Annotated in this window: 18 protein-coding genes; 15 read left to right on the top strand and 3 right to left on the bottom strand. The window is 44.4% G+C overall.

The window, feature by feature from the left end:
* Nucleotides 1-42: 42 nt before the first annotated feature.
* The 3 genes from ribD to H7F25_RS16600 are packed head-to-tail and all read right to left on the bottom strand — an operon-like array spanning nt 43 to nt 2753.
* Nucleotides 43-1134, bottom strand: coding sequence for a bifunctional diaminohydroxyphosphoribosylaminopyrimidine deaminase/5-amino-6-(5-phosphoribosylamino)uracil reductase RibD (gene ribD / locus H7F25_RS16610; RefSeq protein WP_025093787.1), 1092 nt, complete (start codon nt 1132-1134; stop codon nt 43-45).
* Nucleotides 1121-1882 (bottom strand): GTP cyclohydrolase II, encoded by a 762-nt coding sequence (locus tag H7F25_RS16605; protein ID WP_024427515.1) that lies wholly within the window; start codon nt 1880-1882, stop codon nt 1121-1123. Before H7F25_RS16605 ends, ribD begins: the two co-directional genes overlap by 14 nt.
* 16 nt (nt 1883-1898) lie before the next feature.
* Nucleotides 1899-2753: a VOC family protein gene (locus H7F25_RS16600; protein ID WP_185853947.1), complete on the bottom strand. Its 855-nt coding sequence runs from the start codon at nt 2751-2753 to the stop codon at nt 1899-1901.
* A gap of 177 nt (nt 2754-2930) precedes the next feature.
* Here H7F25_RS16600 and H7F25_RS16595 point away from each other — a divergent pair, with 177 nt between their 5' ends.
* The 15 genes from H7F25_RS16595 (at nt 2931) to cydC (ending at nt 19409) form a co-directional block, all read left to right on the top strand.
* Complete coding sequence (locus H7F25_RS16595) at nt 2931-3263, top strand: winged helix-turn-helix transcriptional regulator (RefSeq protein WP_025093788.1); 333 nt, start codon at nt 2931-2933, stop codon at nt 3261-3263.
* Nucleotides 3264-3632: 369 nt separating this feature from the next.
* Nucleotides 3633-4091, top strand: a complete 459-nt coding sequence (locus H7F25_RS16590; protein ID WP_171464792.1) for an NEAT domain-containing protein — start codon at nt 3633-3635, stop codon at nt 4089-4091.
* A gap of 20 nt (nt 4092-4111) precedes the next feature.
* Nucleotides 4112-4765, top strand: coding sequence for a heme uptake protein IsdC (isdC, locus tag H7F25_RS16585; RefSeq protein ID WP_044334420.1), 654 nt, complete (start codon nt 4112-4114; stop codon nt 4763-4765).
* Nucleotides 4766-4784: 19 nt separating this feature from the next.
* Nucleotides 4785-6596, top strand: a complete 1812-nt coding sequence (locus H7F25_RS16580; protein WP_185853946.1) for an NEAT domain-containing protein — start codon at nt 4785-4787, stop codon at nt 6594-6596.
* A 130-nt stretch (nt 6597-6726) separates the two neighbouring features.
* Complete coding sequence (gene isdE, locus H7F25_RS16575) at nt 6727-7566, top strand: heme ABC transporter substrate-binding protein IsdE (protein WP_260627238.1); 840 nt, start codon at nt 6727-6729, stop codon at nt 7564-7566.
* 33 nt (nt 7567-7599) lie between these two features.
* The gene (locus H7F25_RS16570; protein WP_024427509.1) at nt 7600-8586 is read left to right on the top strand and encodes a FecCD family ABC transporter permease; all 987 of its coding nucleotides are present in this window, start codon (nt 7600-7602) and stop codon (nt 8584-8586) included.
* Nucleotides 8573-9343, top strand: coding sequence for an ABC transporter ATP-binding protein (locus H7F25_RS16565; RefSeq protein WP_024423886.1), 771 nt, complete (start codon nt 8573-8575; stop codon nt 9341-9343). The genes H7F25_RS16570 and H7F25_RS16565 overlap by 14 nt, the downstream gene beginning before the upstream one ends.
* Nucleotides 9344-9369: 26 nt before the next feature.
* A complete protein-coding gene (srtB, locus tag H7F25_RS16560) occupies nt 9370-10119 on the top strand; it encodes a class B sortase (RefSeq protein ID WP_158166035.1) in 750 nt (249 codons plus the stop codon).
* 18 nt (nt 10120-10137) lie between these two features.
* The gene (locus H7F25_RS16555) at nt 10138-11076 is read left to right on the top strand and encodes an ABC transporter substrate-binding protein (RefSeq protein ID WP_185853944.1); all 939 of its coding nucleotides are present in this window, start codon (nt 10138-10140) and stop codon (nt 11074-11076) included.
* Nucleotides 11073-12086 carry a FecCD family ABC transporter permease gene (locus tag H7F25_RS16550; protein ID WP_185853943.1) on the top strand — a complete coding sequence of 338 codons (1014 nt, stop codon included), beginning with the start codon at nt 11073-11075 and terminating at the stop codon, nt 12084-12086. Before H7F25_RS16555 ends, H7F25_RS16550 begins: the two co-directional genes overlap by 4 nt.
* 7 nt (nt 12087-12093) lie before the next feature.
* Nucleotides 12094-13209, top strand: a complete 1116-nt coding sequence (gene isdG, locus H7F25_RS19465) for a heme oxygenase (RefSeq protein WP_375850689.1) — start codon at nt 12094-12096, stop codon at nt 13207-13209.
* 322 nt (nt 13210-13531) lie between these two features.
* On the top strand, nt 13532-14947 hold the full coding sequence (locus H7F25_RS16540; RefSeq protein WP_041087626.1) for a cytochrome ubiquinol oxidase subunit I: 1416 nt from the start codon (nt 13532-13534) through the stop codon (nt 14945-14947).
* Entirely contained in the window at nt 14934-15950 is a 1017-nt protein-coding gene (gene cydB / locus H7F25_RS16535) for a cytochrome d ubiquinol oxidase subunit II (protein WP_185853941.1), read from the top strand. The genes H7F25_RS16540 and cydB overlap by 14 nt, the downstream gene beginning before the upstream one ends.
* A complete protein-coding gene (gene cydD, locus H7F25_RS16530) occupies nt 15950-17686 on the top strand; it encodes a thiol reductant ABC exporter subunit CydD (protein ID WP_185853940.1) in 1737 nt (578 codons plus the stop codon). Before cydB ends, cydD begins: the two co-directional genes overlap by 1 nt.
* A complete protein-coding gene (gene cydC, locus H7F25_RS16525; protein ID WP_185853939.1) occupies nt 17676-19409 on the top strand; it encodes a thiol reductant ABC exporter subunit CydC in 1734 nt (577 codons plus the stop codon). The genes cydD and cydC overlap by 11 nt, the downstream gene beginning before the upstream one ends.
* Nucleotides 19410-19440: the final 31 nt, after the last annotated feature.

Raw genomic sequence — 19440 nt, 5'->3', positions numbered from 1 at the left:
GACAAAAATAAGGCTGTCGAGATTTCCTCGACAGCCTACTTGTTATTGATAAACGGGATAGCCCGTTATTTTAATATCTTTTCCAAGTGGTTCCACGGTGAGTTGATCCAGTTCAATGGCATCACTCATGAGGCGTATGCCTTCGCCTCCGAAAAAGGAAGGGGAAAGTCGTCCGCCAATGAGCTTAGGCGCCATATAGATGACCAATTTATCTACAAGCTGCTGTTCTAAGAACGAGGCGTTAATCTGGCCGCCGCCTTCAATCATGAGAGAGGAGATATTTTTTTCTCCCAGCACTTGAAGCACTTCCTGCAGGGGCACCCGCGTGTCGCTGTCTGTCATGAAGACACGAACGCCAGCTTCTTCTAAGGCCGCTCGTTTTTCCTCATCGGCTTGCTTTGTTGTAAAAATCCATGTAGGTGCCATCTGATCGGTGACGATCTTTGCTGTCAGTGGTGTTGACAGCTTTGAGTCTAAGACAATTCGAATCGGATTGTTTCCATTTGGAATCCGCGCAGTTAATGAAGGGTCATCGTGAATGACGGTTTGAGCACCGACCAAAATCGCATCATTGATACTGCGGATATGGTGAGCATCATAACGGGATGTCTCAGATGTAATCCACTTGCTGTCAGACGTGGAAGAGGCGATTTTCCCATCTAAGGTAATGCCCGCTTTGAGCGTCACAAAAGGTGTTTTTTTCGTAATAAAGTGATTAAATACTTCATTCATCAAAATGGATTCCTGTTCAAGTACGCCCGTGATGACTTGGATACCCGCGTCTTGTAAAATGGCAATCCCGCGGCCAGCGACAAGCGGATTCGGATCAAGTGCTGCCACGACAACAGTTTCGACGCCGGCTTTTACAAGCGCTTCCGCACAAGGGCCTGTACGTCCATGGTGGGAGCAAGGCTCAAGGGTCACATAAATCGTGGCTCCTTTTGCCTTGTCCCCGGCCATGTTAAGTGCATGAATTTCAGCATGCGGTTCACCGGCTTTCATATGAGCACCGACTCCAACAATTTCATTCTCTCGCACAATCACAGCCCCGACGAGCGGGTTCGGAGATGTCTGACCTTTCATTGCCCGTGCATTATCAAGGGCTAGCTTCATATATCGCTCATGATGTGGCAATCGTACGCACCTCTTGCTCCGCCTTCATGTGACCTGAGCGGTTGATTTTTGTCTGCAAGTATTTTTCGTTAAATTCAGAGACATCTCCCCAAAGCGGAATGCGTCCAGAAAGAGATAAACCTGCATGGCTGATCGCATCTGTCTTTTTCGGGTTATTGGTAATGAGTCTGACCGGCTTTGTACGAAGTGTTTGAAGAACGGCAATGGCTTCTTCGTATTGACGTGTGTCATCTTCAAAACCAAGTGCTTCGTTCGCTTCTACTGTATCATAGCCGTTTTCTTGAAGAATATAAGCCATGGCTTTACTGAAAAGACCAATGCCGCGGCCTTCATGATTGGCTAAGTAAAACAGGGCTCCTGCTCCATTGTCCTCAATCATTCGCATAGACTGCTTCAATTGGAATCCGCAGTCGCAGCGCTTGCTTCCGAAAATATCGCCAGTGTGGCAAATGGAATGCATGCGGATAAGAGCTTCGTCAGCATGCTCAAAATCCCCATATACAAGAACGCTTGACTGCTGATGATCAGCAAGCTGGCGGGACGAGAGGCTTTCAATTAAAGCTTCATCCGACAATGGCTCTTTTCCATCATCTTTTAACCATGAATACCAGTTAAACATGACGGTTCTGCCGTCTAAATTCACTGGGAGTTTAATGGGTCCAGTGATATATATATACCCGTCTTCTTGCTGTACTCGTTTGATTTTATCTTTTAATATGGCTGTTTTAAGCTCTGTGTGTTTGTCCATATTCTGCACCTTCTTTTTAGTCTGTTTCTTCAATCTGTAAACGAACGAGAACGCCAAATGGATCAACAAATTCGCTGCTTTTTCCTGTCGTGTTGACTTGGGTGCCTGCTTTTGTCAGGCGTTCGATGACGGATTGTCTGTCTGCTTCTTCTGGGAAAACCAGTGTATAGCTTCTAATTCCTGAGAAACGTGGATCAATGGCTCCTTTTCGTCCGCGTCCCCATGCATTAAAGGCAAGGTGGTGGTGGTACACACCAGCCGCGATAAATAGGCTTGCTGGTGGAGCCATTCGGATATGAAAACCGAGCGTATGGACATAAAAAGGATCTGCTTCTTCTGGGTTGAGATGGAAATGCAAGTGTCCCATCACTGTGCCCGCAGGGAGTCCTTCCCATGTGGTATCAGCGGCTTCCTGCAGGAGTCCATCTCCATCAAGCGGTGAATTTCCGCCACCTTTCAGTTCTCCATGCTCACCTACCCAAATGTCCTGAGGACGGTCCGCATAAATTTCTACGCCAATGCCGTCAGGATCACTTAAATAAATGGCTTCACTGAAAAAGTGATCGCTTGCTCCAATTAAAGGATAGCCTTTTTTGATCACATGTGCCAGCCATGTGCCCAGGTTTTTTCTGGCAGGTAATAAAACAGCAAAATGATAAAGTCCTGGCTCATGATCAGGCTTTTCTTTGAGCTGTGCATCTTCTTTTAACAAAAGAATCGGTTCCTTTGCATTGCTGCCAAGTGTCACCGTAGAATCTGTTTTTTCTAATATAGAAAATCCTAAAATGTCTGTATAAAAAGGTAAAGAACGATCAAAGCTGGACACATGTAATTCTGTCACACCCAGCCTTAGCTGCTCAATTGTCTTCAAGCTCGGTCATCTCCTTCATGATATATGCATCGGCATGTTCAAATGTTTTTGAAAATCTATAAAAAATGAATACCTTGTTACTTTTAGTAACTAAACTATATAATAGTTAGTGACTTATTTCAAGTAATTAATTATGTTATAATGAAAAAAAGAGAAAAAAGCAGGAGGGAGTAAGATATGGCTCAAGTAGATGGCTGCCCAATTACAGATGCCATGGAGATTCTAGGCAAGAAGTGGGTCATTCTCATCATCAATCAGCTTCTGACAGGGCCTAAGCGTTTTTGTCAGCTTGAAAATGAAATGAACATCAGCGGAAGATTACTATCAGAAAGGCTGAAGGATTTAGAAGCTGAGGGACTTGTTGAGAAAAAAGTATACCCCGACATTCCAGTGCGGATTGAATACGAATTAACGGTGCAAGGGAAGAAAATTGAACCGATTATTCGTGAAATGTATGCTTGGTCTTTAGAGCGTAAAAACAGCAAAATGGAGGAACATGTTCCTTCTTAATCCATTTCGATCAGTGTGTCTGATCGAAATTTTTTTGTGTGATTTTCCAGAAAACTAAGACAATAGTATGAAAAATGATATTGACAATTATTTCACCCATTATATAATATCAAGGAGAAGAGGGTTCTTTTCCCTGTAATGGAATGGAGGTTATGCCATGGTATTATGAATGGGACAGATTGCCTAAAACTCTTATCAATCCATCATTTAGAAGCAGACATCTTTGACTTTAGGAAGCAAAGATTTATTTTTTCAACTCAATTGATAATGATTATCATAATCATCTATAAGTGTGTTCCAGCACTTATGAAGGTTATTTTTTTTATTGTCTATTGAGAATAATTATCAATATCATTTAGGAGGGCTCACGTGAAAGTCATTCGTTCAACATCACCCGTATTATTATTCCTTAGTTTTGTTTTATTATTTGCTCTAGCTCCTGTTAGCTCAGCCTCAGCAGCTGGCTTAGCAGATGGTCAATATTCAGCGCAATATGTGGTATGGAAGGCTGATAGCGATTCGACTTCAACAGCGAATACGTATTTCGAAAAACCAGCCAAGCTTGTCGTAAAGGATGGAAAAATCAAAGCGCAAGTCACGTTAACGAATAGCTCTTGGATCACAAGCTTTAAAACGTTCGATCAAGGTGTCTACAAAGATGCGAAGGTGATTAGTACAAATACAGCTGCGAATAAGAGGACAGTAGAATTCAATGTGAACAGCCTGACTGAGGTCGTACCAGCAAAAGTGAGTGTGACTGTACCGGTTATCGGATATACAGGCAATTACGACATTCGTCTCAAGTTTGATGCGGCATCTGTTCAATAGAAAGGGAGGAAATTCGCTTGATGAAAAAAAGAATGAGGCTGTCAGTCTTCATGGCGGTTTTTTTACTGGCACTTATGCTGCCTTTTTCAAACGCACAGGCTGCCGCATTAAAGGATGGTACATACTCCGTCAATTATACAGTGCTGAAAGCTGAAGGAAATGCGGTCTCAATGGCAAATGATTACTGGCTAAAACCAGCAAAAGTGATAGTGAAAAATGGGAACCTGACAGTGCAAATGACGATTAAAAATAGCAGCTGGGTAACGGAATTTAAAGTACCAGGAAATGGCGGCTATGTCGATACAACCGTTCTCTCAACAAATAAAAAAGCCAATACAAGGCTCGTTCAGTTCCAGGCTCAAAGCTTGTCTAAACCAATCACGTCAAAAATTCATGTCACTGTGAAATCTGCTGATTATGATCATGATTACACCATTCAGCTGAAATTTGATGAAAGCAGCATCAAGTCACTTTCTTCTAACAGTGCAAATCAATCAGCGGGTGCAGCAGAAAGTCAGCAGCCATCAAAAGAATCAACGAACAAAGCTGATTCATCCACAACGAAACAAGAAGAAAATCCTCAAACTGGTGATACAAGCCAAATAGGATGGCTCCTTGTGCTTGTCTTATGTTCAGGCGGGTTTTTAGCAAGAAAGTGGATCATCAAGCATTAACGGAAGGAAGTGTCACCATTTGAAACGTCTTTTTCATCTAAAGGCAGCCATTCTGCTCGTTTTATTCAGTTTGTTGACTGCGTTTCAGATTCCTCAAGGAACAGCTCAAGCGGCATCATTCGTTGATGGTGAATACACAGTCGGATTCACCATTTTAAAAAATGGCAGCACAGAAGCGTCCATGATGGATACCTATACAGAAAAGCCAGCTAAGCTGATTGTGGAAAATGGCAAGAAAACAGCCTATGTCACACTGAAGCAAAGCAAAGAAATAACAGATTTCAAGGTCGAACAAAATGGTGCTCTCGTTACCACTGAAACGTTCAGTGAGGACGAAACAGCCAATACACGTGTGATCAAATTTAATGTCGACGACTTATCAGCAAAATTAAACGGCTGGGTGAAAATTTACTGGGATTTAGGCGGCTTTATTTATGACGAAGCATATGACGTACAGCTTGCATTTGATCAAAGCAGCCTAACACTCGTTACGCCTGCAAAACCAGACGATAATGAAACAAAGCCAGATGACCAAAACGGTACAAAGCCAGACGATAACGAAACAAAGCCGGATGACCAAAACGGTACAAAGCCAGACGATAACGAAACAAAGCCGGATGACCAAAACGGTACAAAACCAGACGATCAACCGACAACACCAGGCAATAACAATGGCACAAAACCAGATGATTCTGCACAAAATCAATTAAAAGATGGCGTATATCGTATTAATTACAGTGTGCTAAAAGGGGATACGGATGAGGCATCTCGAATGAGTGATTACTTCTCACACCCTGCATCCTTAACTGTCAAAAATGGAAAGCAAACCATTTCCTTTACGGTGAAGGACCATAAGTCTGTCGCTTCTTTAAAAACAGAGAAAAACGGTTCTTATCAAGAAGCCAAAACAGTCAGCAAGGATGAAGCAAAGAATACAAGAGTGGTTTCATTTGATGTAGATGATTTGAAAAACGAGGTCAAAGGAAAAGTACACATTGTAGTAGCAGCCGCTAACTATGACCAAACCTACGATATTCGTTTTCAATTTGATACAAAGAGTATCGCTCCAGTGAAGGACGGGCAGGTGGTAGAGGAAGAAAAACCAGCTGCACCAGAAACACCAAAACCAAACACACCAACAACAGAAACAAATAACGGCGGAGCAAATCAAGAGACGGCTCAGCTAAAAGATGGTGTATACAAGCTTCCTTTCTCAATGAAGAAAGCAGACAAGGATGAGCTTTCTCGCATGAACGATTACGTCGTGAGTCCTGCGACACTGGTTGTAAAAAATGGCCGCCATTTCGTTTCATATACAGTGAAGAACAGCTCAGCCATCACGTCATTCCAAGTAGGAACAGGCGGAAAGTTTGAAGAGACTCTTGTTGCGAAAACAGATCAAAAAGCAGATACACGCGTTATTCAATATGAAGCAAAAAGTTTAAGTGGAGCTCAGGCTGCACGCGTAAAGATTGATATTCCAGCTGCAAACTACCATGAGCAGTACGATGTCAAACTTGTCTATGACACAAAAGGAATCGCTCCTGGTGAGGGAAGCGGAATTTCAACGGTCATTGGAGACGATGAGAGTATCGGCTTTGTCAAAAATCCAAATGATCACGATTCTCAAACAAATCAACTTGAGAATGCAGCACCTGAGGAAACGGGTGCGGAGCAGATGACATTTACGCCATCAGATGATCAAACCAAATCTGAGTCTGGACAGCTGAATCCGAAAACGGGAGATACCTCTCTTCTTTGGGTGTATATTCTTTTATTCGGCGCTTCGTTATTCGTACTCGTTAGAAAATATCAAACACGGACAAGATAGTTCGTTTTATTTTAAGTGAGATGCGCCTTTTACCTCGGCGCATCCACTCTCTTTTTTCGAAAGGGGGCTTCTGTTTTTGAAGCATCGAATATTATGTACCTTGATCGCTGCCTTCACCTTCAGTGTGTGCATGATCTTATCGGGCTGCTCACAGTCAGATGAAAGCTCAGTAAAAGGCAAAAAAAGCGCTGAATCAAATGAGCGCATTGTGGCAACGACTGTAGCTGCTGCGGAGATCATGGATGCTTTAGAGGTGGATCTTGTCGGGGTGCCAACAAGTCAAAAATCCTTGCCAGCTCGTTACAAAGGACTGCCGGAAGTCGGTAACCCAATGAGCCCGGACATGGAAATCATCCAATCACTTCAACCGACAGATGTCCTGTCTGTCACAACCCTTCAATATGATTTAGAGACACCCTTTCAGCAAGCAGGTGTCCCTGCTACATACTTAAATCTTGAGAGCATGTCCAACATGGAGAAGGCCATCACGAAGCTTGGAGATCAGTATGACAGAAAGAAGCAGGCTGAACGCATTGTGTCTGAGTTTGAGCAAAAAAAGAAAGACATTCAAGAGAGGACGAAAGGAAAACGCAAGCCGTCCGTTCTGATTTTGCTTGGTGTGCCAGGCAGTTATTTGGTGGCGACAGAGAATTCATATATTGGTGATCTTGTGCGTATCGCAGGAGGAAAGAACATTGTGGAAGGCGAGAAAATGGAGTATTTGGCATCCAATACGGAATATTTACAAAAAGCCAATCCAGATATCATTCTCCGGGCCGCACATGGGATGCCCGATGAAGTCGTCAAAATGTTTGATCAAGAATTTAAAACAAATGACATCTGGAAACATTTTAATGCGGTCAAACAAGACCGGGTGTATGACCTCGAAGAAAGCTTATTCGGGACAACAGGCAATTTAAAGGCAGCAGAAGCATTAGATGCATTGACTCGTATGTTGTATCCGTCATAAGCGGCGAATCTTAATGATAAAAGGACGTTCAAGATGAAAAAAACAGGGATTTTATTTCTGATAGTCAGTCTCTTACTGGTCTGCGTGTTTATTTATTCAGCCATTACTGGGAGCATTCATGTCACCCCAATTGAATTATTAGAAGGGCTCATCACCGGTCAACATGCACAGGTAGAAATCATTAAAGATTTGAGAATTCCCCGCATGCTTATCGCGATGTTTACAGGGGCCGCCTTATCTGTCTCCGGTGTACTGCTGCAGTCGGTCATGAGGAATCCGTTAGCTGATGCCGGCGTCATTGGCATTTCATCAGGAGCCAGCTTCTTTTCATTAATGGCGATTACAGCGCTTCCTCAATTTTATTTCTACTCTCCTTTATTTTCGGTATTAGGCGGAGCTATTGCATGTTTCCTCGTGTATGTTCTGTCTTGGAAGGGTGGTTTAAGCCCGATCCGCATGATCTTGGTTGGGATCGCCATCAATGCCATGTTTACTGGAATGGCTGAAGCATTTGTGACCATTTGCAGCTATTTCAATATCACGATTAATCAGTCGGGACAGTCGAATCTCACGATGAAAACGTGGGGAGATGTCCGTTTAATCGGTGTCTATGGTGTCGCCGGCCTTGTCGTTGCACTCTTCTTCAGCAGGTGGTGCAACCTGCTGGCTCTTCAGGACAAGACAGCGAAAAATTTAGGATTGCGTGTGACCAGAATGCGCCTTTTGATTTCCATCACAGCCGTTTTACTTGCGGCGGTGACAGCTGCAGTAGCGGGCGTGATCGCCTTTGTCGGCTTGCTCATTCCGCACATTTCAAGAAGGCTTGTCGGCTCGGATCACCGGGTACTGATTCCATTTTCTGCGTTAAGCGGGGCTTTGCTTATTTTGACGGCTGATACGCTTGGCAGGACGCTTGTGGCGCCAAATGAGATTCCTGCTTCTACGATCATGGCCGTGATTGGCGGGCCGTTTCTGATCTTTTTATTAAGAAGGGGGGACCGTCTCCATGGACATTCGTGAGGTGTCATTCTCATATGACCAGCAGAAGGACATCGTTCAATCAGTCACAACAAAGATTGAAAAGGGGAAAATCACAACCATTATCGGTCCAAATGGCTCGGGAAAATCCACACTGCTTTCCTTAATGGCGAATAATCATTGTCCAAATAAAGGGCAAATTCACTTAGACGGGCAAACGCTGAATACGTTCAAGCCAAAGGAGCTGGCAAAAAAGCTCGCTGTCGTCCATCAGCAAAATGAAGCGCCGCTTGATTTAACGATCGAACGGGTCGTGGCATTCGGCAGAACGCCGTACCAGACGATGCGCGGAGGAGACAAGGAAGAGGATGAGAGAGCGATAGAGTGGGCGCTGTCCAGTACAAAGCTAACAGACAAACGAAAGGTGCCGCTCGCCTCACTGTCAGGTGGAGAGCGGCAGCGTGTATGGATTGCGATGGCACTTGCGCAAAAAACACCGATCCTTTTCTTAGATGAACCGACAACTTATTTGGATATTTACTATCAATTTGACATTCTTGAGCTGATCCGTGAACTGAATGCCGTGCATGGATTAACGATTGTCATGGTGCTGCACGACATGAATCAGGCTGTCCGCTACAGCGATATTATCATAGCGATGAAGGATGGACAGGTTATCAGTGAAGGACAGCCAAACGATGTGTTAACAGAGGAAAACGTGCGTCACATTTATGATGTGTCCGTCACGATTAGACAGGATGCAGAAACAGGGATGTACATCGTGCCTGTTGGTATATAAGCTGGGCAAAAAGCAGGTGAGACAGTGTGAAACGAGGAAAACGGCTTTGGCAGCGGATGCTGACGATCGTTTGTTTAGGCGTATTGATTTATAGCGGGACAGCCATCGGCTTCGAACTTTTCGGTTATTATCAAAATCGCCAGGTGCTTGCAAAGGCCCAGACGATGTATGGACATGAAGAAATGAATGAAAAACGGGAGACGGGAAAGATCCGTTCGTCATTTGATGAGCTGCGGAAGGTGAATGAGGACATTGTCGGCTGGATCAATATGGAGGATACGATGATTCAGTATCCGATTGTTCAATCTCACGATAATGCGTTCTACTTAACTCGCAATTATTTAAAAAACGACACCCGGGCAGGCAGTATCTTTATGGATTATCGTAATGATGTCCTGCATGAAAGCCCAAATACAGTGGTGTACGGCCATCGGATGAGGGATGGATCCATGTTCGCTGGACTCACAAACTATCTAAAAAAAGATTTCTTCCAAGAGCACCGGACATTTCAGTACGATACGCTGTATCAAAGCTATGAAGCGGAGATTTTTGCTGTGTATGAAACGACGGTTGACTTCGACTATATTCAAACCGATTTTCAAGATCTTGGCGAATATGCGCACTACTTGCAAGCTGTGCGGAAGAAATCAATCTATCAAACGAAGACAGACGTGTCCACAGATGACCTCATCCTCACTTTATCGACCTGTGATCATGTGCTTGCACCTAAAAACGGGCGTCTCGTGGTACAGGCAAAGCTAAAGAAAGTTTACTAGAAAAGGAGAGACAGGCGGTTGAAATTTTCACATGTGATCTTGGCAGGACTCGTCTTGATGCTTCTCCTCGGTGGATGCAGTCAGGCAGCACCTGTAGAGAAAGGGAGCGGGCAAGGAGCACTGAAGATAAAGGATTTTACCGGAAGAACGCTGTCGTTTGATGAATCCCCTCAGCGTATCATCGCATTGTCGACCGGGGACATGAGTATTCTGTACGCATTAGGCGGTGAGGCGGTTGGACGGCCAACCGCCGAGTTACCAGACAGCTTACAAAAGGCAAAATCCGTACAAACGATTGGCACAACGCATCAATTTGATGTAGAGCTGATCACAAGCTTAAAGCCTGATGTAGTGCTTGGAAATGAACAATTAAACAGCAAGGACATCTCTACAATAGAAGGAATTGATTCACAGCTTCTTTTGACAAGTGCCAATTCAGTGAAGGACATCCAGCGCCAAATCTCATTATTTGGGGAGTTGCTCGGAAAGCAGCAAAAGGCTAAAGCACTCAATGATCAAATTGATGAGCGAAAAAAGCAGGTCAAGCAGCCTAAGAAAAAAGTGAAAACACTCGTTGTGTACGGTGCACCTGGCACATATATGGCGGCACTTCCTCAATCCTTAAGCGGAGATTTGCTGCACATCGCCGGGGGCGCAAACATTGCTGAGAATGAACCGGCACTCGAAAAATTTCCTCAATACGCCCAAATTAATGCAGAAAAGGTGATCGAAGCCGATCCCGATTTCATTCTGCTCATGACACACAGCAATCCTGACGATGTGAAAGCGGGCTTTATGAGTGAAATGAAACAGAATGCAGCATGGCACGACGTATCAGCTGTCAAGAATGACCGCGTGGAGATTCTGCCTAGTGATTTATTCGGGACGAACCCAGGCGCAGACGTTATAAAGGCGATTGATGAACTAGAGAAGAGATTGAAGCGATTGTCATCATGAAGGTGAATGCAGAGTTAGATTTTCAAAAAAGACAGTCGAGACGAAGATGGCTGATACCGGGACTGCTTTTCTCGCTAGGTGTGGGCATATGTCTAGGGCTTGCATTAGGTTCTGTTCAATTATCGCTGCCAGATTTGATCGCTGCTTTGACGGGATCAGGCCAGCCAGTCCATGAAAAAATCGTCATGGATTTACGTCTGCCGCGCGTTCTCATAGGTTTCATCGTTGGGGCCTGTCTCGCAGCATCAGGGGCAATTTTACAAGGAGTCGTCCGAAATCCACTCGCTGACCCCGGGATCATCGGTGTGACTGCTGGCGGTGGGTTAGCTGCTGTACTCAGCATGATTGTGTTTCCTCAATTCACATATCTGCTTCCAGCGGCTGCCTTCCTTGGCGCTTTATTAGCTGCACTTGTTGTGTATATATTGTCGTTCGATCAAGGGGTTTCACCACTGAAATTGATTCTAGCGGGTGTGGCAGTTAATGCCCTGCTTGGTGCAGTCATGAATGGATTTATGGTGCTTTATAGTGAGCGTGTGCAGGCTGTTCTGCCTTTTTTATCAGGAGGATTAAATGGACGGAGCTGGCATCACCTGAGCTTTGTGTCACCTTATGCGATTGCTGGATTGTGTCTTTGTTTTTTTGCGATCAAGCCAGCAAATCTTCTTTTGCTTGGTGATGAGTCAGCACAGCTGCTCGGCCTTAGAGTCGAGCGAACCCGATTTTTCTTAATTGCACTTGCGGCGCTTTTGGCGGGTGCAGCTGTAAGCGTGAGCGGTTTAATTGGATTTGTCGGTCTTGTCGTCCCTCATTTTATCCGCCTTTTAATTGGAGATGACTACCGTTACCTGCTGCCGATCTCAATGCTTGGCGGCGGCGTACTTGTGGTCTTTGCTGATACAGCAGCACGGGTATGGTTTACACCGGTTGAACTGCCTGTTGGTATTCTGCTTGCCTGTATTGGTGCACCTTTCTTCCTCTATTTATTAAAAAAGAAAGGGAGGGGTTAAGTTGGATGTGATTGCGATGGATGACGTGAGCCTCAGTCAAGGAGGCTTTCGATTGTCGTCTATTTCAGCAGTTGTGCCTAAAGGAAGTGTAACAGGAATTATTGGACCGAATGGGTCAGGGAAGTCGACGTTTATTAAAGCGGCCGCACGCCTTACGTCGATTGAAAGCGGCATGATTTATATTCACGATATCCCCCAAAAAGAAATGACAGCACAGGAGATTGCACAGGAAATCGCAGTTCTGATGCAGACGAGAACGACCATCCCATCGATGACAGTACGTGAGCTGGTCGCACTTGGACGAAGTCCGCATCGTTCGATCTGGAAAAAGAGCTCGAAGACAGATCAGGAAGCGATAGAGTGGGCGCTTGATGTGACAAATAGCCGCGTGAATGAAAACAGGATGCTGCATACATTGTCCGGCGGAGAAAGGCAGAAGGCGTATATTGCCATGGCACTGGCTCAGAAGACAGAGACGATTATTCTGGATGAGCCTACCACTTACTTAGATATTGCGCATCAGCTTGATTTACTGGAGCTGCTCAAACAGCTGAATGAAACGCATGGGATCACCATTTTAATGGTTCTTCATGACCTGCAGCAGGCAGCAAAATATTGTGACCGCCTGATTGCAATGAAGCGTGGTCAGGTTTACCAAATAGGGACACCAAACGAAGTATTAACAGAAAACTTTTTCAAAGAGGTCTTTGGGATTCAGGCAGAGGTTCACCTAGATGGAGAGCATCCGCTCATTATCCCAATCGCTTCGATCCAACAACAAAAGGGAGATGAATCAAACATGATCATTGTAAACAACCAGGTTAGAGTAGAAAAAGGCAGTGCAGACCACCTCGTCAAGCGTTTTAACAAGCAGGGACAAGTAGAATTCATGGAAGGATTTTTAGGCATGGAGGTCTGGGTCACACAGCAGACAACCGATTACGATGAAGTGACTATTCATACCCGCTGGAATCGAAAAGAAGACTTTGTGAACTGGACAAAATCTCAGGCATTTGGAGATGCACACGCTCATGGAAAAGCGAAACCTGAAGGCCTATTAAAAAACAAAATTACGTACTATGAAGTACAAGTGACAAGACCTGCTTTACAGAAAAAAGCTTAAAATAGAAACACAGCGCTGCGGCTCACATGCAGCGCTATTTTTTTGCAGTTGTTTATTTCCCGTCACATATTCTTGACAAAGTATTCAAACAACTGACACAATACCATCCAAATTTTAGGTAAAATTTACTTTATTTTTGAAGCGTATGGGTGTAAAGTACAGGTATAAATAACTAACCGAATGAAAATCAAGAGTAAAATTTCACCGAGTGAACCATTTCAAATGGACTTTTATTTGTGAAACATTGAACAAATAGTGAATATTTTGTGAAATGGTGAGCATGAATCGTTCGGCATGTAAAAGTAAGGGAGGATGTAAGGCTGTGAGTGAGCTGTTTTTAGCAAGATTTCAATTTGCTTCAACGACATTATTTCATTTTATTTTTGTTCCTATGTCAATAGGTTTGGTGTTTATCGTCGCATTGATGCAGACCCTTTATGTCGTCAAGAAAAAAGACATCTATAAAAAGATGGCGAAGTTTTGGGGTCACCTGTTCTTACTTAACTTTGCAGTAGGTGTGGTAACAGGGATTCTGCAGGAATTCCAGTTTGGGATGAACTGGTCAGATTATTCAAGGTTTGTCGGTGATGTCTTTGGTGCACCGCTTGCCATTGAAGCACTTTTGGCCTTTTTCCTTGAATCTACATTTATTGGACTTTGGATATTCGGCTGGGATCGTCTGCCGAAGAAGATTCATTTATTGTGCATTTGGCTTGTTTCCCTTGGTACGATCTTTTCGGCGTTTTGGATTTTACTCGCCAACTCATTTATGCAGGAGCCAGTTGGATTTGCCATTAAAAATGGCCGTGCAGAAATGAATGATTTTGGCGCTCTTGTGACAAACCCGCAGCTTTGGGTTGAGTTCCCGCACGTTCTGTTTGGTGCGCTGGCAACAGGTGCTTTCTTTATTGCAGGAGTTAGTGCCTATAAGATGATCAAAAAACAAGAAATCGCCTTTTTCAAAAAATCATTCCAGATTGCGATGGTTCTTGCTTTAATTTCTGGCTTAGGTGTAGCGTTTTCTGGACATGATCAAGCGAAGCACTTAATGAAATCACAGCCAATGAAGATGGCAGCAAGTGAAGCCCTTTGGAAGGATAGTGGAGATCCAGCGGCTTGGACACTTTTTGCCAACATTGACACAGATAAAAAAGAAAACTCTGCGGAGATCAATATTCCGTTTGCCTTAAGTTATTTGGCTTATCAGAAGTTCAGCGGGGATGTTCCAGGCATGCTGACACTTCAAAAAGAATATGAAGCCAAGTTTGGCCCTGGAGACTACATTCCACCAGTGAAAACAACATTCTGGAGCTTTAGGATCATGGTCGGTGCCGGCATGCTGATGATTTTTGCTAGTATGATTGGTTTGTACTTAAGCTTTAGAAAGAAACTTGAAACAAACAAATGGTATTTACGCTTCATGGTATGGATGATTGCGTTCCCGTTTATTGCGAACTCAGCCGGCTGGATCATGACTGAGATCGGGCGTCAGCCGTGGACCGTCTTTGGTATGATGACGACGGCTCAATCAATTTCACCGAACGTATCGTATGGCATGCTGTTATTCTCAGTCATAAGCTTTACGGCGATGTATCTGATTCTTGCTATTGTGCTCGCCTACTTATTCATTCGAGAAATTAAAAAAGGTGCACATTCTGAAGAAGATACAGATCAAAAGGATGAAACGGACCTGTCTACAGATCCATTTGATGGAGGCGCATATCATGGCATATCTTAACGAGATTTGGTTTATTCTTGTCGCAGTATTGTTTGTTGGATTTTTCTTTTTAGAAGGATTTGATTTTGGTGTCGGGATGTCCATGCAGCTGCTTGGAAAGGATGCGCACGAGCGCCGCATTTTAATCAATACGATTGGTCCTTTCTGGGATGCGAATGAAGTCTGGCTGATTACAGCTGGCGGCGCTATTTTCGCTGCATTTCCTCACTGGTATGCCACGATGTTCAGCGGATACTATATTCCGTTTGCGGTTCTTCTCTTAGCGCTCATTGGGCGCGGAGTCGCCTTTGAATTCCGAGGGAAGGTTGAGAAAGCCTCTTGGATTAAGGCGTGGGACTGGGTGATCTTCTTTGGCAGTCTGCTTCCGCCGTTTTTGCTCGGTGTGTTATTCACGAGTATTTTACGCGGGATGCCAATTGATCAAGACATGAACATGTACGCTGGTTTTACGGACTTTGTGAATCTTTATTCTGTGATCGGCGGGTTAGCTGTGACGATTCTTTGCCTGCTGCATGGCTTGATTTTTGTCACACTTCGTACAGAGGGTGACTTAAGAGATCGTGCAAGAACACTGGGACAGCGTGTCCTGCTCATTGCACTCCCTGTTCTTGTTATATTTGTCGGTGTGTCCATCATTGAAACAGACATTTATACCGTACGCCCGATCATCACCATTCCGTTAACTGTGCTGATTGTGGTTTGTTATATGGCTGCCCTTGTTTTGATGAGAAAAGAACGTGATGGCTGGACATTCTTATTTACAGGAGCAGGCATCATGGTGACGGTGTCCATGCTGTTCACAGCATTGTTCCCGCGCGTCATGATTAGTTCAATCAGCCATTCGTTTGATCTCACAATTCAAAACGCTGCATCTGGATCTTATTCACTGACGGTCATGACGATTGTTGCCGTTTCTTTGCTGCCCTTTGTGCTTGGGTATCAAATTTGGAGCTATTATGTCTTCCGTAAACGTGTAAGCGGTAAGGAGCCAATGACCTACTAATGGATAAACGTTTGCTTCAATTAAAAGGAATGAGAGGGCTTCTTGCCCTCTTAGGTATTGTGTCACTCATCCAAGGAGCAAGTATTATTTTCCAAGCACAGTGGCTGGCACATGCCATTACAACGCTGTTTGACGGGAAAAGCCTCTCGCAGGCAACGCCTTATGTCCTGCTGTTTCTTGCTGCCTTTGTTGTGCGGCACGGTCTCACCTTGATTCGGGAGAAGGTCATGTTTACCTACTCTTCCCGAATTGGAGCAGACGTCAGAAAGCAGCTGCTAGACCAACTCTTTCGATTAGGGCCTGCCTTTGCAAAGAAAAAAGGGACAGGAAAGCTTGTCACATTAGCAATGGAAGGAATTGCTCAATACCGTCAGTATTTACAGCTGTTTTTGCCGAAAATGGTGAACATGGCAGTGATTCCGGCGATGGTCCTTATCTATGTGTGGACATTAGATGAAACATCAGCCGTCATTTTAATTGTGACGCTGCCAATTTTAATTATTTTTATGATTTTGCTAGGCCTTGTTGCTCAGCGTAAAGCGGCCAAACAATGGAGATCGTATGAGAAATTATCCAATCATTTTACTGACTCACTCCGGGGCCTTGAGACGCTGCGTTACTTAGGTATCAGCAAAAAACACTCCCGTAATATTGCGGAGGTGTCAAAGCGATATCGAAAAGCGACCATGAGTACACTGAAGGTCGCCTTTCTGTCATCGTTTGCCCTCGATTTCTTTTCCATGCTATCAATTGCAACCGTCGCTGTTTTTCTTGGCTTACGTTTAATTGAAGGAGAGCTTCTGTTATTGCCGGCTTTGACGGCGCTTATGCTGGCGCCGGAGTATTTCCTGCCGGTACGTGAAGTGGGAAATGATTATCATGCAACGTTAAATGGAAAAGAAGCGAATGAAGCCATGCAGGTCATTTTAGAAGAAAAAGGCTTCCGCGCGCAGGAGACACAATCTGTGCATCTGAATAAGTGGGATGAACAATCCGTGCTCACCCTGCAGGATGTTTGTGTCCAGCATGACGAACATGCCCCTTATTCCATTCAGGATGTAGATCTCACTGTCAAAGGGAAGAAAAAAATCGGCATCATTGGTGCCAGTGGTTCAGGGAAATCGACGTTAACCGATGTTCTCGGCGGCTTTGTTGAACCGTCTTCAGGTCAAATTACGCTAAACGGCCAGCCGCTTGTTCATTTACAGATGAACGAATGGCAAAAGGAAGTTGTCTATATGCCGCAGCATCCCTATTTATTTCACATGACATTAAGAGAAAACATTCGTTTTTATGAACCGAATGCTACAGACGAAGAAGTGGAAAGAGCTGTGCATGAGGCTGGCTTATCTCAGCTGGTTACGCAGCTGCCAAATGGACTGGATGAGGTCATTGGAGAACAGGGAAGAGAGCTAAGCGGCGGACAGGCGCAAAGAATTGCGCTTGCTCGAACTGTGCTGGGCCAGCGGTCCATTATGCTGTTAGATGAACCAACGGCGCATCTCGATATTGAAACAGAGTATGAACTGAAGAAAACAATGCTTCCACTGTTTGAACATAAACTTGTGTTCTTAGCGACACACAGGCTCCATTGGATGTCGGACATGGATGAAATCATTGTCATGGATCAAGGAACCATCGCAGAAATGGGGACACATGAATCATTAATGCAAAGAAAAGGCGTGTATTATCAATTGGTACAGGAGCAAATGGGGGCGGTCACACATGGTCAGTAAAGGCTGGTTTATACCTTATATCAAGGAGAATCAAAAGCTGTTTGCCTTGGTTTTATTTTTAGGAGCCATTGCGGTATTCTCTGCTTCTATGCTGATGTATACGTCGGGATTTCTCATTTCAAAAGCTGCGACAAGACCTGAAAATATATTAATGGTTTACGTCCCAATCGTGGCTGTACGTACCTTTGGTATTTCGCGCTCTGCTGCCCGTTATGCAGAAAGGCTGGCGAGCCATCAGCTCATTTTGACAATGATTGAAAAAATGCGTGTACGCCTGTATGACATGGCTGAACGTAGTGCCAAACAAACAAAGCTGGGGACAGGTGAAATGCTTGGTCTCTTGTCAGATGATGTGGAGAGACTGCAGGACGCCTATTTAAAAACCATCTTTCCATCCATCGGTGCACTGCTTTTATATGCCGCATCCATTGGAGCACTTGGCCTTTTTTCATGGCCTTTTGCTGGACTGATGCTGCTTTATATGGCACTTCTCGTATTCGTTTTCCCATATGTCACAGTGCTTGTGAACCGGGCAAGACAAATTCAAATGAAAATAGGCAGAAATGAGCTGTACAGCCATTTAACAGATGCAGTCATGGGCGTTAGTGACTGGCTGTTCAGCGGCAGGCAGAAAGATTTTGTGGATGGTTATGAGCAGAAAGAAGCGCAGCTGTTAGCGCTTGAAGCAGCCAAACATCGATTTATCCGCGTGCGTCAATTTTTGGCACAGCTCTTGATTGGAGGAGCTGTCGTGCTTGTTGTGTATTGGAGCGGCTCGGTCGTTCAGTCAGGATCCATGTCACACACACTGATTGCAGCCTTTGTGCTTGTGCTGTTTCCGTTAACAGAAGCCTTTCTTCCGCTGTCAGATGCGGCAGGTGATATTCCCGTCTATCAGCATGCTGTCAGCAGATTACATCATTATGAAAAGCAGTCATATGAAGGAGAAGCTGAGAGCGAGGCAGTGGATCAGTCAGCCATTTCTCACGATGAAGCTGTCTGTTTTGATCAAGTGTCCTTTCGGTATGACACGCATCAATATGTCCTTCAAGACCTGTCCTTTTCTCTGAAGCAAGGGGAATCACTCGCGCTTTTAGGAAAAAGCGGTGCAGGCAAATCGACCATTTTAAAATTGTTAGAAGGGGCAGTCGTTCCAAATCAAGGAGCGGTCAGCATTCAAGGGAAATCGGTTCAAAGCATTCAAGAGAAGGTGTCTGCCTATGTGTCTGTGCTCAATCAACAGCCTTATTTATTTGATACGTCTGTTTTAAACAATATTCGTTTAGGATCTCCAGAGGCGACAGAAGAACAGGTAAAAGAAGCAGCAAGACAAGTGCAGCTGCATGATTACATCGAGTCTTTGCCAGAAGGTTATCACACAGGTGTTCAGGAGACAGGGGTTCGATTTTCAGGTGGAGAAAGACAGCGTATGGCGTTAGCTCGGATATTGCTTCAGGACACGCCGGTTGTTGTATTAGATGAACCGACCGTCGGGCTTGATCCGCGGACAGAGCGTGAATTGCTTGAAACCATCTTCCGTGTGTTAAAAGGGAAAACAGTTATTTCGATTACCCATCACCTGACTGGCTGTGAGGCATGTGACCGCATCATGTTTATTGAAGACGGGCGCATTGAGATGCAGGGTCAGCATCAGGATTTACTAAAAGAAAACACGCGTTATCAAAAGCTGTATGAAATGGATCGTCCATTTTCTACTATATAAATGAATGAAATGACAAGAACGTTCGGACAGG

Origin of the sequence: Bacillus sp. PAMC28571 (assembly GCF_014250435.1) — a bacterium.
Lineage (GTDB): Bacteria > Bacillota > Bacilli > Bacillales > Bacillaceae > Bacillus > Bacillus safensis.
This window is presented reverse-complemented; position numbering and strand designations above follow the sequence as displayed.